At 51.0% G+C, this 25,468-nt stretch carries 17 protein-coding genes; 13 read left to right on the forward strand and 4 right to left on the reverse strand.

The window, feature by feature from the left end:
• Nucleotides 1–194: 194 nt before the first annotated feature.
• The 5 genes from IF654_RS08245 (at nucleotide 195) to IF654_RS08265 (ending at nucleotide 11,748) form a co-directional block, all read left to right on the forward strand.
• The gene (locus IF654_RS08245) at nucleotides 195–1,991 is read left to right on the forward strand and encodes a hypothetical protein (protein ID WP_047274236.1); all 1,797 of its coding nucleotides are present in this window, start codon (nucleotides 195–197) and stop codon (nucleotides 1,989–1,991) included.
• 42 nt (nucleotides 1,992–2,033) lie between these two features.
• Complete coding sequence (locus tag IF654_RS08250; RefSeq protein ID WP_194862599.1) at nucleotides 2,034–4,379, forward strand: hypothetical protein; 2,346 nt, start codon at nucleotides 2,034–2,036, stop codon at nucleotides 4,377–4,379.
• Nucleotides 4,380–4,428: 49 nt separating this feature from the next.
• Nucleotides 4,429–7,401 carry a hypothetical protein gene (locus tag IF654_RS08255; RefSeq protein WP_047280460.1) on the forward strand — a complete coding sequence of 991 codons (2,973 nt, stop codon included), beginning with the start codon at nucleotides 4,429–4,431 and terminating at the stop codon, nucleotides 7,399–7,401.
• Between the two features lie 47 nt (nucleotides 7,402–7,448).
• Entirely contained in the window at nucleotides 7,449–7,925 is a 477-nt protein-coding gene (locus tag IF654_RS08260; RefSeq protein WP_047280459.1) for a hypothetical protein, read from the forward strand.
• A gap of 154 nt (nucleotides 7,926–8,079) precedes the next feature.
• Nucleotides 8,080–11,748, forward strand: coding sequence for an RHS repeat domain-containing protein (locus tag IF654_RS08265; RefSeq protein ID WP_194862598.1), 3,669 nt, complete (start codon nucleotides 8,080–8,082; stop codon nucleotides 11,746–11,748).
• A gap of 938 nt (nucleotides 11,749–12,686) precedes the next feature.
• On the opposite strand, the gene IF654_RS08270 is transcribed toward IF654_RS08265, so the two are convergent.
• Nucleotides 12,687–13,475: an MlaA family lipoprotein gene (locus tag IF654_RS08270; protein WP_047274243.1), complete on the reverse strand. Its 789-nt coding sequence runs from the start codon at nucleotides 13,473–13,475 to the stop codon at nucleotides 12,687–12,689.
• Entirely contained in the window at nucleotides 13,468–14,766 is a 1,299-nt protein-coding gene (locus IF654_RS08275) for a serine/threonine protein kinase (protein WP_047274245.1), read from the reverse strand. Before IF654_RS08275 ends, IF654_RS08270 begins: the two co-directional genes overlap by 8 nt.
• 229 nt (nucleotides 14,767–14,995) lie before the next feature.
• On the opposite strand from IF654_RS08275, the gene IF654_RS08280 reads away from it, so the two are divergent.
• On the forward strand, nucleotides 14,996–15,361 hold the full coding sequence (locus tag IF654_RS08280) for a hypothetical protein (protein WP_194862597.1): 366 nt from the start codon (nucleotides 14,996–14,998) through the stop codon (nucleotides 15,359–15,361).
• 77 nt (nucleotides 15,362–15,438) lie between these two features.
• Here IF654_RS08280 and IF654_RS08285 read toward each other — a convergent pair whose 3' ends face one another.
• Nucleotides 15,439–16,992 carry a glycoside hydrolase family 17 protein gene (locus IF654_RS08285; RefSeq protein WP_194862596.1) on the reverse strand — a complete coding sequence of 518 codons (1,554 nt, stop codon included), beginning with the start codon at nucleotides 16,990–16,992 and terminating at the stop codon, nucleotides 15,439–15,441.
• Between the two features lie 212 nt (nucleotides 16,993–17,204).
• On the opposite strand from IF654_RS08285, the gene IF654_RS08290 reads away from it, so the two are divergent.
• The 3 genes from IF654_RS08290 (at nucleotide 17,205) to IF654_RS08300 (ending at nucleotide 20,248) form a co-directional block, all read left to right on the forward strand.
• On the forward strand, nucleotides 17,205–18,056 hold the full coding sequence (locus IF654_RS08290) for a glycine betaine ABC transporter substrate-binding protein (protein ID WP_047274250.1): 852 nt from the start codon (nucleotides 17,205–17,207) through the stop codon (nucleotides 18,054–18,056).
• Between the two features lie 225 nt (nucleotides 18,057–18,281).
• The gene (locus tag IF654_RS08295) at nucleotides 18,282–18,593 is read left to right on the forward strand and encodes a DUF485 domain-containing protein (protein WP_047274253.1); all 312 of its coding nucleotides are present in this window, start codon (nucleotides 18,282–18,284) and stop codon (nucleotides 18,591–18,593) included.
• Complete coding sequence (locus IF654_RS08300; protein WP_047274254.1) at nucleotides 18,590–20,248, forward strand: cation acetate symporter; 1,659 nt, start codon at nucleotides 18,590–18,592, stop codon at nucleotides 20,246–20,248. The genes IF654_RS08295 and IF654_RS08300 overlap by 4 nt, the downstream gene beginning before the upstream one ends.
• 328 nt (nucleotides 20,249–20,576) lie before the next feature.
• Here IF654_RS08300 and gltA read toward each other — a convergent pair whose 3' ends face one another.
• A complete protein-coding gene (gene gltA, locus IF654_RS08305; protein WP_047274256.1) occupies nucleotides 20,577–21,866 on the reverse strand; it encodes a citrate synthase in 1,290 nt (429 codons plus the stop codon).
• A 351-nt stretch (nucleotides 21,867–22,217) separates the two neighbouring features.
• Here gltA and sdhC point away from each other — a divergent pair, with 351 nt between their 5' ends.
• From sdhC to IF654_RS08325, 4 genes are read left to right on the forward strand one after another with little or no spacing between them, the layout of a single operon-like run.
• A complete protein-coding gene (gene sdhC, locus IF654_RS08310) occupies nucleotides 22,218–22,604 on the forward strand; it encodes a succinate dehydrogenase, cytochrome b556 subunit (protein WP_070411961.1) in 387 nt (128 codons plus the stop codon).
• Entirely contained in the window at nucleotides 22,598–22,966 is a 369-nt protein-coding gene (sdhD, locus tag IF654_RS08315) for a succinate dehydrogenase, hydrophobic membrane anchor protein (RefSeq protein ID WP_003446906.1), read from the forward strand. Before sdhC ends, sdhD begins: the two co-directional genes overlap by 7 nt.
• 3 nt (nucleotides 22,967–22,969) lie before the next feature.
• Nucleotides 22,970–24,745, forward strand: a complete 1,776-nt coding sequence (gene sdhA / locus IF654_RS08320; protein WP_047274260.1) for a succinate dehydrogenase flavoprotein subunit — start codon at nucleotides 22,970–22,972, stop codon at nucleotides 24,743–24,745.
• Nucleotides 24,746–24,756: 11 nt separating this feature from the next.
• A complete protein-coding gene (locus IF654_RS08325) occupies nucleotides 24,757–25,461 on the forward strand; it encodes a succinate dehydrogenase iron-sulfur subunit (RefSeq protein ID WP_047274262.1) in 705 nt (234 codons plus the stop codon).
• The last annotated feature ends 7 nt before the right edge of the window (nucleotides 25,462–25,468 follow it).

A 25,468-nucleotide genomic window follows, 5' to 3' on the forward strand; every position in this document is an offset into this window, starting at 1 on the left:
TCGCACCCGGAGCAGTGTCTGTTTTCATGGGGGATTTCAGCCAGCTTAGCAGCTGTTGAGCTCAAGTGGACCTAGTACTTCTGATAGTAGGCAAGGAGCATTTTGAGGTGTAAAAAATACCTACACCGATGTCCAAAAAAATACATGACTCATCTATGCCCGCTTGCTTAGCGTGCTTTCGTGGAGTAAATCTTGTGGTTGATATATACCCGCAACCTATCATCAATAGTCTGGATCCGGAAAATGTACTGGATCTTGTTGCGTTAGGTACTGCCGATTTGCAGACATACGTATGGTATGAAGGCATTAAGGAGGGCGATACAGTATGGCCTAATTGGCGCGGGTGCAGTGCCTCGGGCGAGGTATTGGATCTGGATCGTTCTGGGGTAGACGTCGAAGGAGACTTTAGCAAAGGTATGCCTGTGAGTGTACCCAATAATTTGCTGGTTCCACTTGATCAAGGCTGGGCTTTCTATTCGTATGCCATTCAACTTAAAGGTGAAAAAGATCTAGAGCCTGAGTCCAAGCGACAGGTTATTTACGTCGGTAAACGCCCCGCACAAAGGCTGCCCTGCGCGCACATTACGGAGTCTAATGCATTATGTATAAATATTGATGATCTCCCAGGGACTGGGGCAAGTGTTACTGTCTTGCCTTATCAAGCAATGGCCGCAGGTGATAGAGTCACCTTTATGTGGCAAGGATATATGGATGACGGTTCGCATGATGATAGCGTCAGTTATGAGTACGACGTCACGCTGAAAGATATCGGTCAGCCATTAACATGGGTTATTGAAAAGACCTATTTTGAATTTATAGAAGGTGGCTATGGCCACTTGGACTATTGCGTAGAATACAGCGCACCTTCAAACGTAGGCGTGTCATATGCTACTCAGCAACGATTTGTAATAATCCCGTCAAGTGAGAGTTTGCTCGAGGCGCCGACAATCAATGATTTCGATGATCTCAGTGGCGTAGAACTTAATCCTGACGATTATAAGTCAGGTATTACCGTGAGCATCCCGTTGTTACACAACGCACGAATAGGTGACGATCTAAGGGTTTATGGCTCGAGCAGTTTGCAGGTGCTAAGTGCTCTACGCACATTGCGTGTAGATCCTTCGGTCCTTGATAGTGGACGAGTAGAGTGTCACTTTGATTATGATTGGTTAGTCGCTAACAATTGGCAGGCGGTAGATTTTTTTTATCAGTGGGGGCGTCACACGTTCTCGAGAAGTTCGAATTCTTTATCACTTGCCATAAGGCAAAAACGCGACTTGATTGCTCCAATGGTTAAAACGGCCTACCCGGACGGTAACGATCAGTTTTGGTTCGATGCGATTGAAGGATCGGTGGCTGGTATCGATGTCATTATTCCCGATGCAGCAGTTATCGATATTACCGATACGGTCAACGTAGAGTGGGCCTTTGACGGAACCGTGGCTGCTTATACAGGTCCATCCTACGAAGACAAACCAAGAGAGTTTAATATACCCCTCGAGTACATTGCACCCTTCATGGGTAAGCGTATCAATGTGGCCTACAGTGTGACACCCAACTCTACTCACGTGGAAGGTGAAGTTTATTATTCAGATTTTTTCGATGTTCAAGTTAATCGTTTACCCACTAACCAGTTCCCACTGTTGAAGCATGAACTGGGAGGGGATGCTAATACTTTGTCCTTGGCCGCGGTGCCCGACGCGGGGGCTCCATTTGTATTGGAGACGTGGAAGTTTATGGCTGCTGGTCAGCGTGTCACTATTCAAGCAAAAGGAGGTACGAGTGAACCCGATGTTCAAGAGTATTTGTGTCGTGAAGTTGAAGTGCATGAGGGCGATGTCAGCATAGGCCGATTCAGTGCCTTGTTATCAAAGGAATTTTTGACACAACTCACGCCTAATACAACGTTCACAATAAGTACTCAGGTTAGTTTTGATAAAGGGGAAACCTATTTGCCTTTTCGTTTGCTGACGTTGATGCTTAAAAAATAAATGTGCTTTTGCGTGTAAATTCTACTTGAAGGAAGCAGTGACATGACCAAAATATTTCAAGCCGTGCGTAACTTGAATAAACTACCTGCATCACCCAGGGCATCAGAGCAGTTGATGGCGTGGTTAGAAGAAACACCTCGAACCTATGGGTGGGGGGCTATTCTGGCGTATGACCGCCAAAAAGCTAATAAAATGCTAAAGCAGGAGTATATTGGTCGATTTAATAGCGAGTCTGTTATGTTGCCTGTTGATATTGATGTTCCAGGGGGAGCGGAACGTAAACAGTTATATGGGTATGAGTTTGATGCGCCGCTGATGTCATTTGAAAACTATTCTGACTCTGATATTAAAAATGAACCTCGCTGTGTCATAAGAATGCCTATCGTCGCAGGGTCTTATAAAACGGTAGCGGCAAAAGGAATTGTGACTTCTATCTCGGTGTTTGACCCCTTGGACGGTCAAGTATTGTCAATGATTATGAACCTGGAAACTGGAACGGTTAACGACAAAAATCAAGTAATGTTTAATATAGCAAAAGGTACTGAATTCTCTGTCGATGTTAATAATAATTACCTTGATCAAGTTGAGGTGGGGAGCGCCTTTAAAGCCTATTTTGAATCTGCGCTACCTGATGACAAAAAAGTGTGGGCCTTAAGTCAGATTGATACCAGTAAAAATCAATATCTGAAGCCTGCAATCGTTAAGCTATCGGTACGTAAGCGGGGAGAGGCTGCGGAGATAGCTGATGGTGAGTTAATCATATGTGTAAGTATGGAGGGTGACGTCGCAGGTTACTCACTGCCCGAGGATTTTAAATATTTAACAGAGCTCAACTCTGCTGTTATTATTTTGGGGCAAAAAACACTACTCGATAAGGCTGTTAGCCACCAAATACTGAATTATTATCCATCGGCTGACACTCGCGTGGTACTGGATGGCAATCTTTATAAGCTGAATGTGATTTCTGGAAGTCGCATTTCGCAAGCTAAAGAATATTATTATGTAGAAGACGGCTCGACATACCCCGTCAAAATTAGCAGCCAAGAATTTTTTTTTGGAGATCCTAGTGATGGAAATGGTTTATCGGTTGGTGTCGATAACGGTGTCTTGCGTTCCAGATGGATTGCTTCCAATGCGGCTGGTGTGCAGGCGGGTTTCAATAATCAATGGGGAACGAGATGGCACGGGCTTATTAAGCAGTCTTGGCTAGCATTCTCTGAGGTTGAGTACATAGTCAAATCGGATGGAAGTGGTGTGGTTGCTTCTGATGTGATGAGCCATGTAATTGAATGGGGGCGAGGCATTGAATGTACAAATATACCAGACGCTACCGCCCATCTTAGACGCGCCATCGAGGAATTGTGCCCTCAATTCAGGGATGAATATTTACCTGAGCTGGACAACACGATAATTACCCCAACGGTTGAAGTTATTTCTGATTTACCCGAATTGAATACGTTTGTTCTTGAAAGTATTCTGTTCAAAAACGAAGATACCGTATTGTTGTCTTCTTGCGCCCTGCCGAATGATTTGGTGATGTTTGGTGAGGTGGGTCCGAGTCAAGCAGCCTATGAAATCACGCCTATGGAAGCTGTGATGCTAAACGGCGAAACCCAGCAGTTTGCCATCACCCCTCTGGGAGCTACGGGTGTCACGTGGTCTATTGAAAGTGCCTCGGGTGACCCTCTGTTTATTGGCAGCATTGATGCGACTAGCGGTCTATATACTGCGCCAGATCTCGGTAATTACCAAGGCTCACAAGCACGTGTCCGTGTCATTGCCACACAGGGAGGTTACAAAACCTACGCGTTGGTAAGTGTGTTGAAAAAGACCATTACCGTTAACCCCTTGGTTACTGTAAAGGTAATCGGCGAAGATCCAAGTGACGCAGATAAAGTTACGCTGACCGCCAATACAGCAGACGGTATTCCGCCTAAATGGTCACTTAAAAAAACCGGTACTGAAGGCACACTCGACCTTGAGGAAGGCTTCTCTAATGTTTACACGCCACGACCCTATGATGAGGTAGAGGATGCTTACGTCGTTGATGAAATAATTTTGACAGATAGTAACGGTTTAGAACAGCGCGCGATTATCGTTGTTAATCATGCTGTCAATATCAATTCCGCCATGACTGAAGGCTCGGCGACTGCCACCACTGTTCAGTTGCAATGTAAGGTGGGTAAGGATGATGTGACCCCATTTACTGAATTTAATGTGTTGTTAGGGGGGGCAGGCACTATTAGTGAAACGGGTCTGTATACGCAAGCTGCTGAAGTAAAAGAACCGTTTGCATTGGTCAGTTGCAATACCTCTTATTTTGGTAGTTCTGCACTTTCTTATATTCTGATTCCCTTACCGCTAAGTCCTTATGAAGGTGGTGAATAAGAAGTGGTTCGTAATTTATTCCTCTGGCAGTCCATGTAAGGTGAAAGCAATGGGTACTAATTCTCGCAACGAAATTTTGAATCAAATGGCTGGTAAATCAGTGATGTCCGGTTGGGGGGCGATAACTGTATTCAATCGCACGCGAATCAATCGTTTTTTAGAGCAGCAATACATCACGCGTATGCAAGGGTATAGTTTTATCCCTGCGTTTAAAGGTGCTGTTACTCTTGAGGGGAACGCTTCGGCCACAGTACAGCTTGAGTCGATTATGCTGGGCAAGCCTTTATTGTCATTTGCCGATGAAGCTTCGCTGGATGAGTCTTATGCCACTGTCACTATGAATATGGTGTCTGGCACTGTGCTGATGATGCAGCCCGGTGAAAGGGTGGCGCGAGTGGCAACGAGCCTCAGGATCCGAGAATCACAGGGCTATCAATTAAAACTTCGTATTAAATTATCGGTGGTGGCGGGTTCTATCAATGATCAGGGCCTGGTTATCATGGATTTAAAAGAGGGGGTCGATTTTACCTGTGATGTATTACCGGACTACCTGGACCAAGCGGCAATAGGCCTTGCATTTAAAGATTACTTTGAGAGTTTGCCCGTCTATCAGCGCGTCTTCGTTCTTGGAATGCTGGATGTCAGTCAATATGATCCTTTGGCCCCTAAAGAGTTTGCCATTTTGACTCAACGTGCTCCGGGAGCTGAAAAAATTGCCGCCTCAAATTACGGGGATGGGGGTGTGGTGGTTTTCATTCGGGTGGCCGGTGATAAAGAGAAAGGGGTGTTGCCGAGTGAGGGCTCAGGTTTTCCTTACTTAATTCCTGACGATGAAGAGGAGGGCGTAAGTATTTATTCAGCAGCCATCGTAGTTGCTGAAAAATGGAAAAGGTATGTAGGGGATGAGCAGATCTCTAAATTAAGTAGTTTGCTGTATCCTGGCGCAGAGGTGTTTGAAAGTAAGGACACTGCGACTCCCCATGACTATGTAAATTTTGGTAATGTAAATCCGGCAAGCACTCAGTTAGCCATTGAGCCTTCGATGGTGACATTACAGGCGGGTAAGTCTGAGACATTTAAACTTTTAGATGCTCAAGGTGTACCTGTAACCGGTGTGGTATGGACAGCAAAAAGTTTGAACAGTCGCACCCTAAATGCCGCTGGTTCAATAAGCTCAAGTGGTGTCTATACTGCTGCGGATCAGGAATATATCGGACATGACACAGTGCGAGTCGTCATTACTGGAACAGTCTATCAAGAGGATAGGGTCTTCACTGTTTCTGCCGGTGTGTCAGTCTTTGTAGATAATATGGTAGTGGCCCCTCAACTCAGTAGTAGAATTATTGAACAAAACCCTAAGCCGATCAAATTAAGTGTCACCTCTACCTCACGGTCACAGTTGACCTGGACTCTGTCACAGCCTGACGTCGGTACACTGGAGTTCCCTACGCCCAATACCGCGATCTATACCCCTCCCACTTTTGAACAAGCCGAGTTCGAAACGGTACAAATCATCACCGCTTACGATGCGTCCACTGATCAATCAGCGTCCTCAACGGTTTTGTTGTTTAATGATTTTCTTACAAGTAAGGTTTCACCTAGTTATGTTCGTCACATGAAACGGTCTGCGTCGCAGCTTTTCGAAATTGCTGATGATACAGGCGAGGGCACTAAGCATTGGAGTGTCATTAGTGGTGAGGGTGAATTTAAGGATCCCTCCGTCGGTGAGTTCACCGCGCCTGATACGGTTACCGCGTCTGTCTCTATTGTTAAATGTGATTGGATTTATCAAGGTTTAACGAGATCCTTTTATAGCACGGTAGAGCTTGATCGGTTTGAAGATGAACCCGACTGGAAAGACCTCAACACGTTCAGCATAAGGGTACTGGACAGTAGAGGAAGTTTGACAGATGCTGGATATGCCTATCGTAATGGATTGCAGCAAATCAAGTTAGCTGTCGTCATTGAAACTAAGAAAGTGGGTCAAGATTCAATTCGTCCTTCTGCAGAAGAATTACAAACCCTGAGACTTTTATTCAGTAATGGGTCCGTCGTGGATCCGTTATTACCTGAGCAGTCAGGTATCATTCCCGGAACGTCTGTTAGCTGGGCGACCCATACTATTGCTAATAGTGTTCATCTGTATCCTGTTTCAAGCGCTTCCGTGTCAGCCTCCCTACCTGTACCTTTGGATGAGGAAAGTACAGTTAGGCTGGAGATATACGTTCATACCACGGCACCGGCAAAAGAGAACAGTACTTTTCACATGAGTTTCATCGGAGGAGCTCTTAATAAAACCTGGTATTCAACTGAATTGAATGAAAGCTTAGGTAAGGTAACGCTGACCCCTATAGAAATTCCTAAAATCCAAGAAAATGAATTTACTTTCGTCAGGACCGAGATCGACGATGGCACACGTCTCGTGTCAGCTGATTCATCCGCACCCTCGCAGCAGCATTTAGCACGAACTGTTGCGCTCGAACCTGAACCTGAACCTGGATCTGAATACGATTTTAAATTGAGAACTATTGCTTATTACGAGTTTAATTTTTTGAATAGAAAAATCGCGAGTTTTAAGTTTACGACCGATCAAGACAGTGGCGGTTTTGCTCGTAAGTCTACTGTTCGCTGGGAGTCGAGGCTTCAAGAGGAAACAATGTTCAGTTATACCGGGTATGCGTGGAACCCAGCCTTACTGGAAGGCATACCAGAGGGAGAACCAAAAAAAAATCATTTGCAGTTTGATCCTGACTTGAATCTGTTGGTGACAAAGGAAGGAGCACTGACAATTCCGGTGGCACGGCCCGCAGCTGTAGGAGGCATTATATTCAGTATGCATCGTACAGATGATGTACGTTATGGTGATGCCAAAGAGGGCGAAGCACTAATAGTACGTGATGCCTTGTACGATTCAATTTTTGCCAATGTGATGGACGAGTATGGATGTTGGTATCTTATGGAGGTAAGTTTTCCGGAAGAGAAAGTGCATGATCGGGAAAATTTAGCGGTTAGATTTTTATAATAATTAATATTCTAAAGGTTTAATGTTGTTTGAGATGAGGATGTGAAATGAAAAAGTTATTAATACCAGGGTTCGCTTTGGCGCTGGTTGTTGGGTTTGCAGCTTACGCGGCGGCGGATGAATCATCAAATGTGAAAATAACAGCGGAAGATGGAATGATAGAGCTGTTTGATGGTAATGATAATAAGGACTGTGAATTCACATTTACCACGGGGAAGCATAGGCTGGGTGAAGGTAATAAATGTAGGAATGATGAGCTCTATAGTTTTAAGTTGCTCAATGTGCCGTCGGCTGCGACCATTATCCTCTCGGATGCAGGGGATTGTGGGAAAGATGAGAACTTTTATTTCAGGCTTAAAACTATAAAGTATGAGGTCACTACAGTGCTTGTTCGCCTTGCTGAGATTTCAAGTTTTGAAGAAGGGGCAGTTATCACACCTGGGTTGCGACTACTTGAAAAGCATGGGACCGGTGGTACGGTTGGAGGCAAATGGACCTGCTTAGAAATAATACGCTCTGAATAGCCATTGTTTAAAGTCGCAACGTCAATATATTTCAGGTGCTCAAGTACTAAATTGGGTATCAAAAATTCAGGTTGGCTTTATTTATTTGGGCGGCTAACGCAGTGCGTTAGCTAGGCCAGCCTGAGCTTCTTACTTGTTGTTGATGGAGGCCGTCATGGCAGCATCTACCGCTGTTCATTCGAATGCATTTAATTTTTTAAGCTATTTGCAGGGAGGGGTTGACCCGCGTACAGGGCAATACACAGTCGCTATTAGTCTGCCTGCGCTAAAAGTTAATAACCTTGCAGGGCCTGAGCTATCTCTTCAACTTTTGTTTAACCCCCTCAATGCACAAGATATGGGCTGTGGGCTGGGCTGGTCTTTACAACGGACTGAATATGATCCAGTGCGTTCTATTATTTCCTTGAGTTCGGGTGAGACATTTAAAGTCAATGGCGTTCTCCCAGGCATGGAAGGCTTGTGCGAAATCGAAGAACAAAAAATTCTTAGTTTCAAGTTTTATGATCAGGGTAATGGGCGATACTTGGTTGCCCACAAGTCTGGACTGCTCGAGGAGTTAGAAGAACTGGGAGCGACGGGGTCGAAAATGGCATTACCTACCCGTGCACATTCTATAGAAGGCCGTACGGTTTCTTTTTTTTATGAGCACTTGTATTTCCCCTTCTTATTGACACGTATTGAAGATGAACAGGCTCAGACTATTTTTAACTCAACACGTGGTTCTGACAATAACGTGGTCATGCATGTGCACCCCTACGCGGGTGAGCAAGGCACACCCTTAGCGACCTTCGAACTGTTGCTCGGTAGTGACAACACTGTTGAGTCCTTAGTTTTGCCCACACCTGAGCGGGCAAGCTGGAGGTTCAAGTACCGGAAGGATCCCGTAACGGGTCTCATGTTTATTGTTCAAGCTCAGACCCCAGTGGGCGGTCAGGACGATATTACTTATGACTGGTCGGGGCATCCATTACCACCGGGCGCTTTTAGTACCACTTTACCCCGAGTTACGCACTGCAAGCGCGACCCGGGTTTCGGCCAAGAAATAGTCGAGACTCAGTACAGCTACTCTGATACTAACTTCTTGGGTGCCGGATCTGGTATCACTTGGGATAATTCAGGTGCTGATAACCTGTATCAAGCATCGATGGATTATGTGTACCAGTCTACGGAGTCTTGGCATGTGGCGGGGCAAGCTGTAAAAACAATAGAGCGGCTATTCAATAGTTTTCATTTGTTGACATCGGAGCTAACCACTCAAGGCGCTAACGTGATGACCGTTAGCACGGAGTACTATCTTCAATTTGATGTGCCTTTCAGTCAGCAATGGCCATACTGCCAGTTGCCTAAAAACACGACTACTCAATGGAGTTCGAATACAGAGTCTTTGTTACGTAGCCAGACTGAGTATCGAGAATATGATATGCAGGGTAATGAGACGCTGTTTAAACAAGCAAACGGTGTGATTGTGACGTCGACGTATTATCCTTGGGAAGGAGAAGGGCAAGCCTGTCCGCCTGATCCTAAAGGTTTTATACGGCATCTGAAGAATACAACTATCAAACCGGAACTCACGGCTGTGCATGCAGCCCCTGTACTGAGTACTGCTTACACTTATAAGTTATTACCTTCTGTCAATAATGTGTTAGATCAATGGCACGTTATGGACACCGCATTGCTGGAATCTATTGATACCCAATCCACTCAGGTATTGCAGAGCACTCAATATGAATACAATAATGATGTGACTGACCCATTGCGTCATGGCTTATTAGCGCGTGAAACGCTCAATATAAATGGCCATGTCATGACAACTGAATATGAGTATGAGTTAGTCGTTTCCGCTAAAAACGATTCGGGCTCTGGTCTAGTACGAACTAAAATTGTCAATAGATCTGATGTGGATTCGCATACCAAAACGGTATTGAGTGAAGCCTCTATTTATTCTGGGCAGCCGTTATTGGTTCGTGATGATAACGATGTTGAAATACGTTATGAGTACGATGCTTTGCAGCGCATCACTCGCGAAACTGTGGCACCCGGTACTGACTATGAAGCCGCACGCAATTACAGTTACATATTGTGTTCAAAGCCTGGGGACCAAGCAACACAAACGTCAAAGAATGTTAAGGGTGTTTTGACGTTTACTTTTTTCGACGGTTTCAATCGAACGATTGCTGAGCAGCGTATGAACGTTGACAGCAAGTTAAATGCACAGCTTATTAGACCTACTTATGCGGCATTGTATGATGCGTTGGGTCAGTTGGTAGAAGAAACTGAATATGATTGGGAGGAGGAAAAGGATTGGCCTCTAGTCACTCACTTGCGTTATGACGATTGGGGGCAGCAGTTCTGTTCGGTTGGACCTGATAGCGTGGAAACGTACGAGGTTATGGAACCCCGCGGAGCTGATGACTGGCAGCAAGGAGGTATCAAAACTTCTTGGCAACAATCAGTTGACAATGATGGTAATGTCACCAAAACAACTGGCAAGACTGTAACTTACATTGACAAATTTGATAACCCTGTACGGATCCAGCGGTTTAATGAGCTGGGCGCTCATTACAGTACTCACTCTTACGAATATGACGGCCTTGGACGTAAATCTAAAGAGGTAGATGCGCTCTCTAATAGTACGCTTTATTCGTATGATACTTATGATCGAATTATACATACGACACTGCCTGGTGGTGCAATCGTAACGCGTGATTATGCCTTGCATACCGTCGAAGATCTGCCGGTCTCTATTAGTGTGGACGATAAATTGCTTGGGACACAAAAGTTTGATGGGCTAGGTCGCATGTCATCGTCTACGATCGGTATGCGTGAGCAATCGTATGAGTACGCTCCCGGTCAGACTCAGCCGAATAAAGTCATCAAATCTCGTGGCCGAAGCATTGACTATGAATATAATCCACTGCTGGGGGAGGAACCAAAATTAAGAAAACTAAATGGTGTAGAAGCTATTTATAACTATGATCCTTCCAATGCTCGCATGAACTCATGCTCTGAGAACGGAGTCACAATGACCCGTGATTATTTCAGTACTGGCGAGCTCAGTCGTGAGGTGATGGGGGAGTTTTCGATGTCTTATCGTTATTCCTTGCGTGGCCTTATATTGGCTTACACGGATGTGCTGGGTAATACTCAGGATTATGAGTATGATTTTGAAAAGGGCGGTCGCGTGAGCTCGACCTGTTTGGGCAACATAGCTTCCTACTTTACGTATGATGAACTAGGGCAGACCAAGAGGATTACAACCACAGATGCAACGGATGAGTTAAATGAGCGGTTCGTCATTATTGAGTTGCAATATGATGAATTTGGTCGAGAAATAGAAAGAATTTTTGATCTTAATGGTGCCAAGCAGAAGCTGTCGCAAATGTACACAGCTGTAGATAATCTTGAGCGGCGAGTGTTAATCAGCCTTAATGAAGAGGGCGATGATGGTGAAGTGTTACGGGATGAGTCATACGAATATGATGCGCGGGCTAGACTAACAAAATATACATGTGAGGGAACTCAGAAGCCTGTTGATCCTTACGGGAATACCATTGATGAGCAAATATTCAGGTTTGATGCGTTGGATAATATCACGCGTGTCAAAACGTCTTTTGCTAACCAGTCCAATATTGCCACCTACTACTACGATAATTTAGATCCTGTGCAATTGAGTAAAGTAGTTAACACGCATGCCAGTTATCCGTCACAGATTGATCTGGAATATGATGACGATGGGAATATGACTAAGGATGAATGCGGACGTGCTTTGTTTTATGACGATTTAGGGCGCCTGATTAATGTGAGTGAGCCTGTCACTCCTTAGTTCATCAATGCTTGCGCTGGCCTGAGCGATGCATACAAGTGTTGCTCAGGCTTTTTTGGACTGCATTTGAGAAGACAATCCCGTCGCTACGCTTAAAAACCATTCCAAGTGACAGTGTTCAACTTGCTGAGGCTGTTGATTCCCAATTTATGCATGGCTGAGCGTTTTTGTCGGCTAATTGTTTTCACTGCGGTTTACCTGTGTGGCTATTTCTCGGCCTGCAAGGCCGGTTGCCAGTAAGCGCATAACTTCAACTTATTTTATTGATAGCGCATTTTGCCTAGGTTGGCCACAGTGGCTCGCCGTCAGTGTTGATGAAAAACCCTGGCTTATCTATCTTCTGCCCTGAATGACATACTGAACAGCCTTGTTGAGTTCGTTGAGTGAGGCGTGCTTGTCGAAGAGTCCGTGTCTGTTGAGATCAAGCAAATGCTTTAGGATTAGTTCATTGTTAGTCATTGTCATGACAATGATTTTTGTATTTTCTGCATAGATAGCCTATCAAACTGATGCCGTCAACAAATGTGCCTCCCGGCATAGAAATATCTGTGATTAGAAGAGCGCATGGGCTGTGGTCAAATGCTCGAAGTAATGAATCTGTACACGAAGCCTCTGCGATGATAGGCACGTGAGGTCTGGATATTTTTTCAAAGCCACGCGAGTCCCAAGTAGTACTACGGGGTGGTCATCGGCGAGAATAATTCTTACGGTGGGCTCTGTACTATCTTCAGTCCATTGGGTAGTTAACATACGACTAATCCAGAGTAAGCGTATTAGGGGCGCACGTTAACAAGGTGTTTAGCAATGTGTTTTTAGGATACATCTATACGTTTAAGGAATTTTGTCATTTATAACGCTGTTTTTTACTCGGCACAGAGTACTCACTCCACAGCCAACTTAAGCCCGCTGGCACTTCAGTTGGCTGTGTGGGAGTTAACCTATTCTGCAATTTGCAGCTTGCGTGCCTCGGTGTAGATATAACGCAACTTGTCGTACTCAAACGGTGAGTCGAACTGTCCATAACGGAAGCTGGTGGTGTAGCGCTTGTCGACAGCACCCAGTACCCAGATTTCCGGATGACGCGTGCTTTCGTGGGGCACGTTGAGGAAGTTGATTTCCTGATTGACGCCGTAGTCGACCACTAGCCCTGTGGTGTCCCGCAGGTTGGACGGGCCAAGAATCGGCAGCATCAAGTAAGCCCCCCCTGGAACGCCATAGAAACCCAAGGTCTGGCCGAAGTCTTCGCTCACGCGAGGCAAGCCCATCGACGTGGCCGGGTCCCACAGGCCGCCGACGCCAAGGGTGGTGTTCAGCAGCAGTCGCCCGGTGGTTTCCAGCGAGCGCTGCCCTTTGAGTTGCAGCAGGCTGTTAAACAGGTTGGGGACGTCACCCAGGTTGTTGAAGAAGTTGCTCACGCCTGTGCGCACAAAACTGGGTGTCACGTAGCGGTAGCCGTTGACGACCGGCAGGAACACCCACTGATCGAAGCGGTAGTTGAAGTGGTAGATCCGGCGGTTCACGGACTCCAGCGGGTCATAAACGCTCAGGGCGTTCATGGTGGCGCGTTCAAATTCACGTTGATCCAGGCCGGGGTTGAACTTCAGGAGTTTCAAAGGTTGGGTGAAACCATCGACGTCTTGGGTGCGTTCGAGGTTGGCCTTGCTGTTGTCCGCTTGGGCGATGCCGGCGCTGAGCAGGGCGGCGACCAGTAATAAATGTTTAGCCACGGAAGAACTCCAGCATATCGTCAGCGTTGACACGGTAGTTGAGGTTGCCGCAATGGCCGCCATACGGGTAAACCGTCAGCCGATTGCCGAAGGTTTTACGCAGAAACCCAAGATCGCCGGGGCCGAGGATGATGTCGTCGGCGTTGTGCATCACGGCAATCTTCGGGCTGTTTTGCAGGTAGTCCTTCAGCGCGTAGAGGCTCACCTGGTCGATCAATTGCAATAACGTGCCGCCATCGGTGCGGGCCCGCCACATGGGGATGACTTGCTCTGTCAGGTAACAATCGAAGTCGCACAGCAGTGAGCGCTTGAGGAACGGCGTGAGGCTGGTGCCTTCGGTGATCGGGTAGTTTGGCGGGGTGATCAGGCCGCGACGGTTGATCAGGTCGGAGGTGAACACGATGTCGGCTGACGAAAAGCGGAACATAGTGCCGATCAGCATCGCCATTTGTTCGTTGGTCAGTCGTTCCTTGGAGTTCTGGATGTCGTACACCAGTGCGGCGTTGAGGTCGACGTAGCCTTTCTGCTTGAAGTACCGGGTCAACTTGTTCAGTACCAGCTCATAGAAGGTGGTGCTGTTGTTGATGCCCTTGACTTCGGTTTGAACCAGTTTGTCGAGGTTGCTGATGGAGGTGTACAGATTGACTGGCGGGTTAAGCATCAGCACTTTTTTGAAGTTGAAGCTCTTGCGCGTCTCATCCAGATGGCTGACGAAGGCTGCGTCGAGCGCGCCCAGGCTGTAGCCGCTGAGGTAATAGTCGGTCACCGGAACGTCGGCCTGCTGTGCGCGGACCGCTTGCATGACGTGATACAGGTCTTCGGCATCGTATTGGCTGATACCCGGGGTGGCAAAGCGAGAGGCCGCGCTCATGAAGTCATAGCTGGTGGGCGATGACAGCTGCACCACGTGGTAGCCGGCTTGGTAAAACAGTTTTTTCAGATATTCGTTGAGGCTGCTGTTGTAAGGCGCGCCGGTGCCGGCAATCAGGAACATCAAGGGGGCCGGGTGGTCTTGTCTGGCCATGCGGTAGGTGAGTTTTTTGACTGCCCAAAAGTTGGCGGGCAGGGTGAACTCACGCTCCGGGCGCAGGGTCAGGCTGTAATCCGATTGCCGAATGTCATCTTCGCTCGGCAGATAAGGGCGCATCTGCGGTGGCGTGGTGGCGATCGTGGCTTCGAACGGATTGGTGATCGGGTAGCCATAGGTTGCGGGGTCGACATCGACCGCCTGTGCGGACGCACTCAATATAAGGCCGCCCAGCAGGGCAGCAAGGGACAGAGAACGAAGCATGAAGACTATCCTAGAGAAGGAGCTGAGAAGATTCGCAGCCTATGACCACAGGGCTACCTTCGAAGTGCCTTTTGCACCCCTAAATAAATCCCCCCACGCGTCGCAAGCGGCAAATGGCTACCAGACGATACACGTTGATTGACTTTAGTGAACAGATATCTGATTGCAAGGCTTGCATACCCGACAAGTGTGATTAAGCTGAGCGCCGCTTTTGCCTATCGGAGTTGTTATGCGCCCTCGTTTGCCGTTGATATTGCTGTTTATGGCTGTGCCCCTATGGCTGGCTGCCGGTTATGGCTTGCGTTATGGCTTGATGGAGGATCCGCAGTGGGTGGGCACCTGCGTGGCCGAGGCGACCCGTTGGGAGTGCCAGTTGCGCGCTAACTTGGGCTTGTTGATTCATTTCAGGGTGCTGGGTTGGGCAGGCATTGCCACGGCGGTGGTGGCTTTTTTTGTACGCGGCCGCCTTGGCCGTGCGTTGGCGGTGCTGGCCTTGGTCTTCGGGTTGCCAGCACTGGCGTTGTATAACGCCAGTCTCGCTGTGTTTGCGGTGGTAATTGCAGGGTTGCGCCTGGTGAGGGCCAAGCGCGTTTGAACGATGCGTTTGCCTTGTGGGGGCTGATGAGCTGCGCGAGACGCCGGGTCGGTGCGCCTCGCGTTGTTCTAGCGTGACTAAGGTCGGCGCAACCTGACGCTGCGCCACAGCGCCACGACCAGTAATGCGCTTACCAGCGCCCAGCCCCAGGCCTGTTCATTGCGCAGACCTTCACCGTACAGCTGCAATGGAATCCCCGCACCGATGATAAACGCCAACAACCCCAATTCACGGCGCGGCCCGCGCACGGGGCGCAGCAGGTACACCAGTGCCGGCAGCAACAACGCAGCGCTCGGGAAGCTGCGATAACGCGGTTCAAACACCAGGCCAAGCATCAGGACGGCTCCGGCGAACCCCGCAGCGGCCAGCCACCAGCCAGCGCGGCGTTCAAGCACATTGAACAGGCGCTCGCGCCATCCGTCTCTTTGCCCCAATGCCGACGCAGCGTGGGCCATGACGATGAGGTTGAGCAACAGCAGTGCTGCGGCCCCTATCCATTCACCGGCATAACGGCTGGTGACTGACGCGAGTTGCGCCCAGGCAATGATCGAGCACCCCGACAGTCCGCCTAATGCAGGCAATAGCAGTGCTGCACGGGTACTGCGAACCCGTCCGCCGATCAGCAGGGTGGCGATGAATACTGCGCCGCCGAGGCCGAGCCAAACGGGCCAGTGGGGCAAGTTGGTCACGGGGCCGGCGAGTATGCCTTTGTCTTGACGATCGGCGTCGAACAGGCCCCAGTAACCGCCAACGGCGCCTTCACTGCCGCGTTTCCAGGGTTGGTCGAAGGCTTCGATCAGGTTGTATTTCCAGCCGTTCTGCTCGGCCAGCGTGACAAAGCCACGAATGAACCTGGCTTCATTGACCCGGCTGGGCAGTGCAGTTTCGCGTTGGCGACCTTCGCTTGGCCAGCCGGTTTCACCGATCACGATGTCTTTGGGTGCAAATTTGCTGCCGAAAGCTTGGCGAATTTGGGCGACATGGTTGACCGCCTGATCGATCCCCGCAGGGTCGTCTTCCCAATAGGGCAGCAGGTGGATGGTCAGGAAGTCGACCGCGGGCGCGATTTCCGGGTGTTGCAGCCAGAACTCCCAGACGTCCGCGTAGGTCACCGGTTGTTTGATCTGGCTTTTCACCTGCTCGATCAGTTGGACCAGTTGCGGGGCAGTGATTTCTTTGCGCAGCAATGCCTCATTACCCACGATGACCGAACTGACGATATCCGGGTGTGCATTGGCCGATGCGATCAGCGCGTTGACTTCAGCGGCAGTGGCCACCGGGTCGCGGCTGACCCAGGCCCCCATCATCACCTTGAGCCCGTGTTTGAGAGCCAGCTCGGGCAGGGCTTCAAGCCCGGCCTGGGAGTAGGTGCGCACGCACTCAAAGCGCGTTGCCAGAAGGGCCAGATCTGCATCCATGCGCTCAATGCGCGGCACGAAAGGTTGATCGAAAGGCGATTGGTCCTTGTCGAACGGCGTGTAGGAGGCGCACTGCAACTTGTGGGTGGGCGTGGCCGCATCGGGCAGGATCACCGGTTGGCCCAGGCCATACCAGAAACCGGCCACGGCAAACAGGCTCAGTAAGCACGCAAAGAGATAAGGGAATGCAGGAAAGCGGGCAGTCGCAGACATGGTCGGGCCGTATGGGAGCAAAGCCGCGCATCTTACCTGCAATTGAGGCGAGTCAGCGCGTGCGAATGATTTTGTTACGTCTGGGCACATGTCGTTTGCAGTTGCCTTGAGGTCGCCGTCAGAGCAGGTTGCATTTAATCAGGGGTCGATCATCGAAATACGGGTTCAAGCGGTCCGGCACCCGTCGGGCCCGACACGGTGAGGATTCATTGATGAAGATGCGACGACTCTTGAGTGTGGGGACTGCCTTGGTGCTGGCGATGGGGGCAGGCGTGGCCTGTGCGCAGGCAAAGCCCACACTTAATATCGGTTATGTCGATGGTTGGTCAGACAGTGTGGCCACGACCCATGTGGCCGCAGAGGTGATTAAGCAAAAGTTGGGTTATGACGTGAAGTTGATGCCGGTGGCGACCGGGATCATGTGGCAGGGTGTGGCCACCGGTAAGCTGGACGCTATGTTGTCCGCCTGGTTGCCCGTGACCCATGGTGAATACTGGGCGAAGAATAAGGACAAAGTGGTGGATTACGGTCCCAATTTCAAAGACGCGAAAATCGGTTTGATCGTGCCTGAATACGTCAACGCCCAATCGATTGCCGACCTTAAAGAGGACAAGGGTTATAAGCAAAAAATAGTCGGGATTGATGCGGGGTCCGGTGTGATGCTCAAAACGGATCAGGCCATCAAAGATTACGGCCTGGGCTATAAGCTGCAAGCCAGCTCCGGTGCGGCCATGACCTCAGAACTGGGGCGTGCCTATGCCAAAAATGAACCGGTGGTGGTCACCGGTTGGGTACCGCACTGGATGTTTGCCAAATGGAAATTGCGTTTTCTCGATGATCCAAAGCAGGTCTATGGGGCCGCAGAAACCGTTAACAGTGTTGGCAGCAAAGCGCTGGACAGCAAAGCGCCGGAGGTGGCGGCCTTTTTGAAAAAATTCCAGTGGGCATCGAAAGACGAAATTGGCGAAGTGATGCTGGCCATACAGGAAGGTGAGAAGCCAGAAGTGGCGGCTCGGGAGTGGGTAGCCAAACACCCCGATCGAGTCGCTGAGTGGACTCAATAAAACGGCGAGGTGTCTAGCCCGGTGTTTGCGTAACCGTCTGATGCGTGCGTCAGGCGGTTTTTGCGTTTCTGGGGCAGGCAAAATGATGTCAACTTCCATGCAGGCCAGATAAACCGGGGGCTACAGTGAATGGGTGGTTCTACTACTAAAGTCGTCTGGCTTAGAAATTGAAGCCCCCTAATAGTGAAATCGTTCCATCTCATCTGTGCTGCGAGGACAAAAATAATGAACGACAGCATTTACCTCACGATTCAAAACAGCCCCCGTTTCAAGGAGCTGGTTAAAAAAAGAGAGCGTTTCGCCTGGATTCTTTCGGCGATCATGCTTGGGTTGTATGCCGGTTTTATCCTGTTGATTGCCTACGGGTCGCACATCATGGGGGCGAAGTTGAGCCCCGGTTCGTCCATTACTTGGGGAATACCGATCGGTGTCGGGCTGATTGTTTCAGCGTTTGTGCTGACAGCTATTTATATACACCGTGCCAATGGCGAGTTTGACGACCTGAACAATGCAATTCTCAAGGAGGCTGCGCAATGATCCGGCGTCTATTGGCAACACTGGGCCTGGCAGCCTTGTCTTCTGGCGTCTGGGCGGGCGAAGCCCTAACCGGCGAAGTGCAGAAGCAACCTCTCAACGTGTCGGCGATCATCATGTTTGTGGTGTTCGTAGGCGCCACACTGTGCATCACGTATTGGGCCTCCAAGCGTAACAAGTCGGCAGCGGACTACTACGCCGCGGGCGGCAAGATCACCGGTTTCCAGAACGGTCTGGCGATTGCGGGTGACTACATGTCGGCCGCGTCCTTTTTGGGTATTTCCGCACTGGTGTACACCTCGGGCTACGATGGCCTGATTTATTCCATCGGCTTTTTGGTGGGCTGGCCCATCATCCTGTTCCTGATTGCGGAACGTCTGCGTAACTTGGGCAAGTACACCTTTGCCGACGTGGCGTCCTACCGTCTTGGGCAAACTCAGATCCGCTCTTTGTCGGCCTGCGGATCGCTGGTGGTGGTGGCGTTTTACCTGATCGCCCAGATGGTGGGTGCGGGCAAGCTGATCCAGCTGCTGTTCGGTCTTGATTACCACGTTGCGGTAATCCTGGTGGGCATCCTGATGTGCCTGTATGTGCTGTTCGGCGGCATGCTGGCCACCACGTGGGTACAGATCATCAAAGCGGTGCTGTTGTTATCCGGTGCGACGTTCATGGCTGTCATGGTGATGAAGCACGTCAACTTCGACTTCAATTCGCTGTTTGCCGAAGCGGTGCAGGTTCACCCCAAAGGTGAAGCCATCATGAGCCCTGGCGGTCTGGTGAAGGACCCGATCTCGGCGTTTTCACTGGGTCTGGCCCTGATGTTCGGTACGGCTGGCCTGCCACACATTCTCATGCGCTTCTTCACGGTGAGTGATGCCAAGGAAGCCCGTAAGAGCGTGCTCTATGCGACTGGCTTCATTGGTTACTTCTACATTCTGACGTTCATCATCGGGTTCGGCGCGATCATCCTTGTCAGCACGAACCCTGCGTTTAAAGACGCGGCAGGCGCGCTGCTGGGCGGCAATAACATGGCGGCCGTGCATTTGGCCGATGCCGTGGGTGGCAGTATCTTCCTGGGCTTCATTTCGGCTGTCGCTTTCGCAACGATTCTGGCGGTGGTAGCGGGCCTGACGTTGGCAGGTGCTTCGGCGGTGTCTCACGACTTGTATGCCAGCGTCATCAAAAAGGGCAAGGCAAACGACAAGGACGAGATTCGCGTCTCGAAAATCACCACCATCGCTCTCGGTGTGCTGGCAATTGGCCTTGGGATTTTGTTTGAAAGCCAAAACATTGCGTTCATGGTGGGCCTGGCGTTCTCCATTGCAGCCAGTTGTAACTTCCCGGTGTTGCTGCTTTCCATGTACTGGAAAAACCTCACCACGCGCGGTGCAATGATTGGCGGCTGGCTGGGGCTGGTCAGTGCCGTTGGCTTGATGGTTCTAGGCCCGACCATTTGGGTGCAGATCCTTCATCATGAAAAAGCCATCTTCCCTTACGAATACCCTGCGCTGTTCTCCATGATCATTGCATTCGTGGGTATCTGGTTCTTCTCGATCACTGACAAGTCCAAATCGGCCGAGAAAGAGCGTGCGCTGTTCTTCCCTCAGTTTGTGCGTTCACAGACGGGCCTGGGGGCAAGCGGGGCGGTTTCTCACTAAGGTCATGCTGTAAGGCTGGAATAACCTGAAATCCCCCTGTCGAAAGGCAGGGGGATTTTTTGCATGCCTGAAAAAGGGGGTCGTTGGTGCCGTGCGGCAACCGAGGCAGTTGTGGTGCGTGGTGAGTTTAATCTTCAGGCGCGCTGGGGGGGTTGATTTGAGGCCGAGGGCGCGTGCTTGCCAGTAACGGCAGGGTCTGGGGCGGGTAGCGTTGCGTTATGCGTGCGCGCTGTGTTGGGGCGGCGGGGGAGAATTCAGGGCAAAAAAATACGGCCTCTGGAGAGAGGCCGTATTTATTGCAGGTGTCGCGCGGTCGTTAGACGGACGCTTACTTGCGGTCTTCGAGTTTGGTCAGGTCACGCTGCTCGTAGCCGGTGTACAGCTGGCGCGGACGGCCAATCTTGTACGGGCTGGAGAGCATTTCTTTCCAGTGCGAGATCCAGCCCACGGTACGCGACAGGGCAAAGATCACGGTGAACATGCTGGTTGGAATGCCGATCGCCTTGAGGATGATCCCCGAGTAGAAGTCGACGTTCGGGTACAGCGAGCGTTCGATGAAGTACGGGTCGGTCAGGGCGATCTCTTCCAGGCGCATGGCCAGTTCGAGTTGCGGATCGTTCTGGATGCCCAGTTCTTTAAGCACTTCGTCGCAGGTCTTTTTCATGACCGTTGCGCGCGGGTCGCGGTTTTTGTAAACGCGGTGACCGAAGCCCATCAGTTTGAACGGGTCGTTCTTGTCCTTGGCCTTGGCGATGAACGTGTCGATGTTGGAGACATCGCCAATTTCGTCGAGCATGGTCAGTACGGCTTCGTTGGCGCCGCCGTGAGCAGGGCCCCACAGTGCAGCGATGCCCGCCGCAATACAGGCGAACGGATTGGCACCCGAAGAGCCTGCCAGGCGTACGGTGGACGTCGACGCGTTCTGTTCGTGGTCGGCGTGCAGGATAAAGATCTTATCCATGGCCTTGGCCAGTACCGGGCTGATCGGTTTGATCTCGCACGGGGTGTTGAACATCATGTGCAGGAAGTTTTCGGCGTAGCTCAGGTCGTTACGCGGGTACATCATGGGTTGGCCCATGGAGTACTTGTAAACCATTGCGGCCAGGGTCGGCATCTTGGCAACCAGGCGGATCGCGGAAATCTCGCGATGCTGCGGGTTATTGATGTCGAGGGAGTCGTGGTAGAAGGCAGACAGGGCGCCGACTACGCCGCACATGACGGCCATCGGGTGGGCGTCGCGACGGAAGCCGTTGAAAAAGGTCTTCAGCTGTTCGTGAACCATGGTGTGGTTCTTGACGGTGCTGACGAACTGGGCTTTCTGCTCTGCGGTCGGCAGTTCGCCGTTCAGCAGCAGATAAGCGGTTTCAAGGTAGTCAGAGTGTTCGGCCAGTTGTTCGATCGGGTAGCCGCGGTGCAGCAGGATACCGTTGTCACCATCAATATAGGTGATCTTCGACTCGCAGGACGCGGTCGACATGAAGCCAGGGTCAAATGTGAACCGGCCCGTGGCCGTGAGGCCTCGCACATCGATTACATCGGGACCCACGGTGCCAGTTAAAATGGGCAGCTCGACGGGGGCTGCGCCCTCGATGATCAACTGCGCTTTTTTGTCAGCCATGTGGCCTCCTATTTATGCTTGAAATCATCAGACAGACCCCCCACGCAGGGCCCGCACCACTATAGTGAGATAAATTTGAATGTCAATTTGCCTAAAGTCTTGCTGTACAAGGCTTTCAGGAGCATTTTTTAGCGATTATCCCTGCCGTTTACGCCTTTTGTAGCTTCATTGCAATGAGCTATTAGGGGGAGGTGATTGCGTTGTCATTAGTGACCTAACTGTCTATACTCGGCAGCCGACCGCCAGGGGCTTTTGGGCCCGTTTAGATGGGGGTCGTCACTCCCTGGGTGGTGGGTACCTGACCAGTGCACATCCCAACAAACTTGCCCTGATTGTTAGGGGCTCTTCAGTGTGAAAAAAGCCGTGAATAGCCAACGACCTGTAAACCTAGACCTAAGGACCATCAAACTCCCCATTACCGGCGTTACGTCATTTCTGCACCGTGTATCGGGCATCATTCTCTTTCTCGGCCTGGGCATCATGCTTTATGCATTGAGCAAATCCCTGGGTTCGGAAGAAGGTTTTGCCGAGGTGAAGGCATGCTTGACCAGTCCGCTGGCCAAATTCGTAGCGTGGGGCCTGCTCTCTGCCTTGCTGTACCACTTGGTGGCAGGTATTCGCCATTTGATCATGGACATGGGCATCGGTGAGACGCTGGAAGGCGGCAAACTGGGCTCGAAAATCGTAATCGTCATTTCCGTGGTGATGATCGTTCTGGCGGGAGTTTGGATATGGTAACCAGCGTTACGAACCTGTCGCGTTCGGGCCTCTATGACTGGATGGCACAGCGTGTGTCTGCGGTCGTTCTAGCGGCTTATTTCATCTTCCTGATCGGGTACCTCGTTGCGAACCCTGGCATTGGCTACGCCCAATGGCATGAGCTGTTCGCAAGCAACTGGATGCGTATCTTCAGTCTGCTGGCCCTTGTTGCACTCGGCGCTCACGCCTGGGTCGGCATGTGGACCATCGCGACCGACTACCTGACGCCGATGGCGCTGGGCAAGTCCGCGACAGCAGTACGTTTCCTCTTCCAGGCAGTATGCGGCGTTGCAATGTTCGCTTACTTCGTCTGGGGTGTGCAGATTCTTTGGGGTATCTGAGTCATGGCTAACACAGTTAATACACTTTCGTTCGACGCCATCATTGTAGGCGGCGGCGGTGCTGGCATGCGTGCTGCCCTGCAGCTGGCACAAGGCGGTCACAAGACTGCTGTAATCACCAAAGTCTTCCCGACCCGTTCGCACACCGTATCGGCACAGGGTGGCATCACCTGCGCCATCGCGTCTGCAGACCCGAACGATGACTGGCGCTGGCACATGTACGATACCGTCAAGGGTTCCGACTACATCGGTGACCAGGACGCTATCGAATACATGTGTTCCGTAGGACCGGAAGCCGTGTTCGAGCTTGAACACATGGGCTTGCCGTTCTCCCGCACCGAACAGGGTCGCATTTATCAGCGTCCTTTCGGCGGCCAGTCGAAAGATTTCGGTAAGGGCGGCCAGGCTGCCCGTACATGCGCCGCAGCTGACCGTACCGGTCACGCCCTGCTGCACACCCTGTACCAGGCCAACCTGAAGGCTGGCACTGTATTCCTGAACGAATACTACGGTGTCGATCTGGTCAAGAACGAAGACGGCGCCTTTGTCGGCATGATCGTCATCTGCATTGAAACAGGTGAAACCTCTTACGTTCGCGCGAACGCAACCGTGTTGGCGACTGGCGGTGCAGGCCGTATCTACTCCTCCACCACCAACGCCCTGATCAACACCGGTGACGGTATTGGCATGGCGCTGCGTGCAGGCGTTCCGGTGCAGGACATCGAGATGTGGCAGTTCCACCCAACCGGTATCGCCGGCGCGGGTGTACTGGTTACAGAAGGTTGCCGTGGTGAAGGTGGATACCTGATCAACAAGCACGGCGAGCGTTTCATGGAGCGTTATGCGCCGAACGCCAAAGACCTGGCTGGACGTGACGTAGTAGCTCGCTCGATGGTTAAAGAAATCATCGCGGGCAACGGTTGCGGTCCGGATGGCGACCACGTGATGCTGAAACTCGATCACCTGGGTGAAGAAGTGCTGCACAGCCGTCTGCCAGGCATCTGCGAACTGTCCAAAACGTTCGCGCACGTTGACCCGGTTCTGGCGCCAGTTCCAGTAGTTCCTACTTGCCACTACATGATGGGCGGTGTTGCCACCAACATTCATGGTCAGGCAATTACTCAGGACGCTGAAGGCAATGACGCAATCATTCCTGGCCTGTTCGCGGTCGGTGAAGTGGCGTGCGTATCGGTTCACGGTGCCAACCGTCTGGGCGGCAACTCGTTGCTCGACCTGGTGGTGTTCGGTCGTGCGGCTGGCCTGTTCCTTGAGCAGACCCTGAAAGAAGGCGTTGATTACGCCCGTCCACGTCAGGCTGATATCGACGCTGCCCTGGCACGTCTGGATGGCTTGAACTCGCGCACTGATGGCGAAGACGTGGCTACCCTGCGTAAAGAGCTGCAAAGCTGCATGCAGAACTACTTCGGTGTATTCCGTACCGGCGAATACATGCAGAAGGGTATTGCCCAGTTGCAAGAGCTGCGCAAGCGCATCGCCAACGTGAAAATCAACGATAAGAGCCAGGCATTCAACACGGCCCGTATCGAAGCACTTGAGCTGCAAAACCTGCTTGAAGTGGCTGAAGCCACTGCAATCGCTGCTGAAACCCGTAAAGAATCGCGCGGTGCTCACGCCCGTGAAGACTACGAAGATCGTGACGACGTTAACTGGCTGTGCCACACCCTGTACTTCCCGGGTGAGAAACGCGTAGCCAAGCGTGCGGTGAACTTCTCGCCGAAAACCGTTCCGACCTTCCAGCCAATGGTTCGTACTTACTAAGGGTGGCCGATATGTTGAAAGTCAGTGTTTATCGCTACAACCCGGATCAGGACGCTGCACCGTTCATGCAAGAGTTCCAGGTCAATACCAATGGTAAAGACCTCATGGTGCTGGACGTTCTGGCCCTGATCAAAGAGCAGGACGAAGGTTTTTCCTATCGTCGCTCTTGCCGCGAAGGCGTGTGTGGCTCCGACGGCATGAACATCAACGGCAAGAACGGCCTGGCGTGCGTAACGCCGCTGTCCGCTGTCGTAAAAGGTAACAAGTTGGTGATCCGTCCGCTGCCAGGTTTGCCGGTTATCCGTGACCTGGTCGTCGACATGAGCATCTTCTACAAGCAATACGAGAAGGTGAAGCCGTTCCTGCAGAACGATACGCCGGCCCCGGCCATCGAACGTCTGCAATCGCCAGAAGAGCGTGAAAAGCTCGACGGTCTGTACGAGTGCATCCTGTGCGCTTGCTGCTCGACTTCGTGCCCGTCCTTCTGGTGGAACCCGGACAAGTTCCTGGGCCCTGCTGCACTGCTGCAAGCCTACCGTTTCCTGGCTGACAGCCGTGACACCAAGACCAGCGAGCGTCTGGCTTCACTGGATGACCCGTTCAGCGTATTCCGCTGCCGCGGGATCATGAACTGCGTGAACGTGTGTCCGAAGGGTCTGAACCCGACTAAGGCCATCGGCCACGTGCGTAGCATGCTGCTGCAAAGCGGCGTCTGATACACCG

Origin of the sequence: Pseudomonas lundensis, from assembly GCF_015377145.2 — a bacterium.
GTDB classification, from domain to species: domain Bacteria; phylum Pseudomonadota; class Gammaproteobacteria; order Pseudomonadales; family Pseudomonadaceae; genus Aquipseudomonas; species Aquipseudomonas lundensis.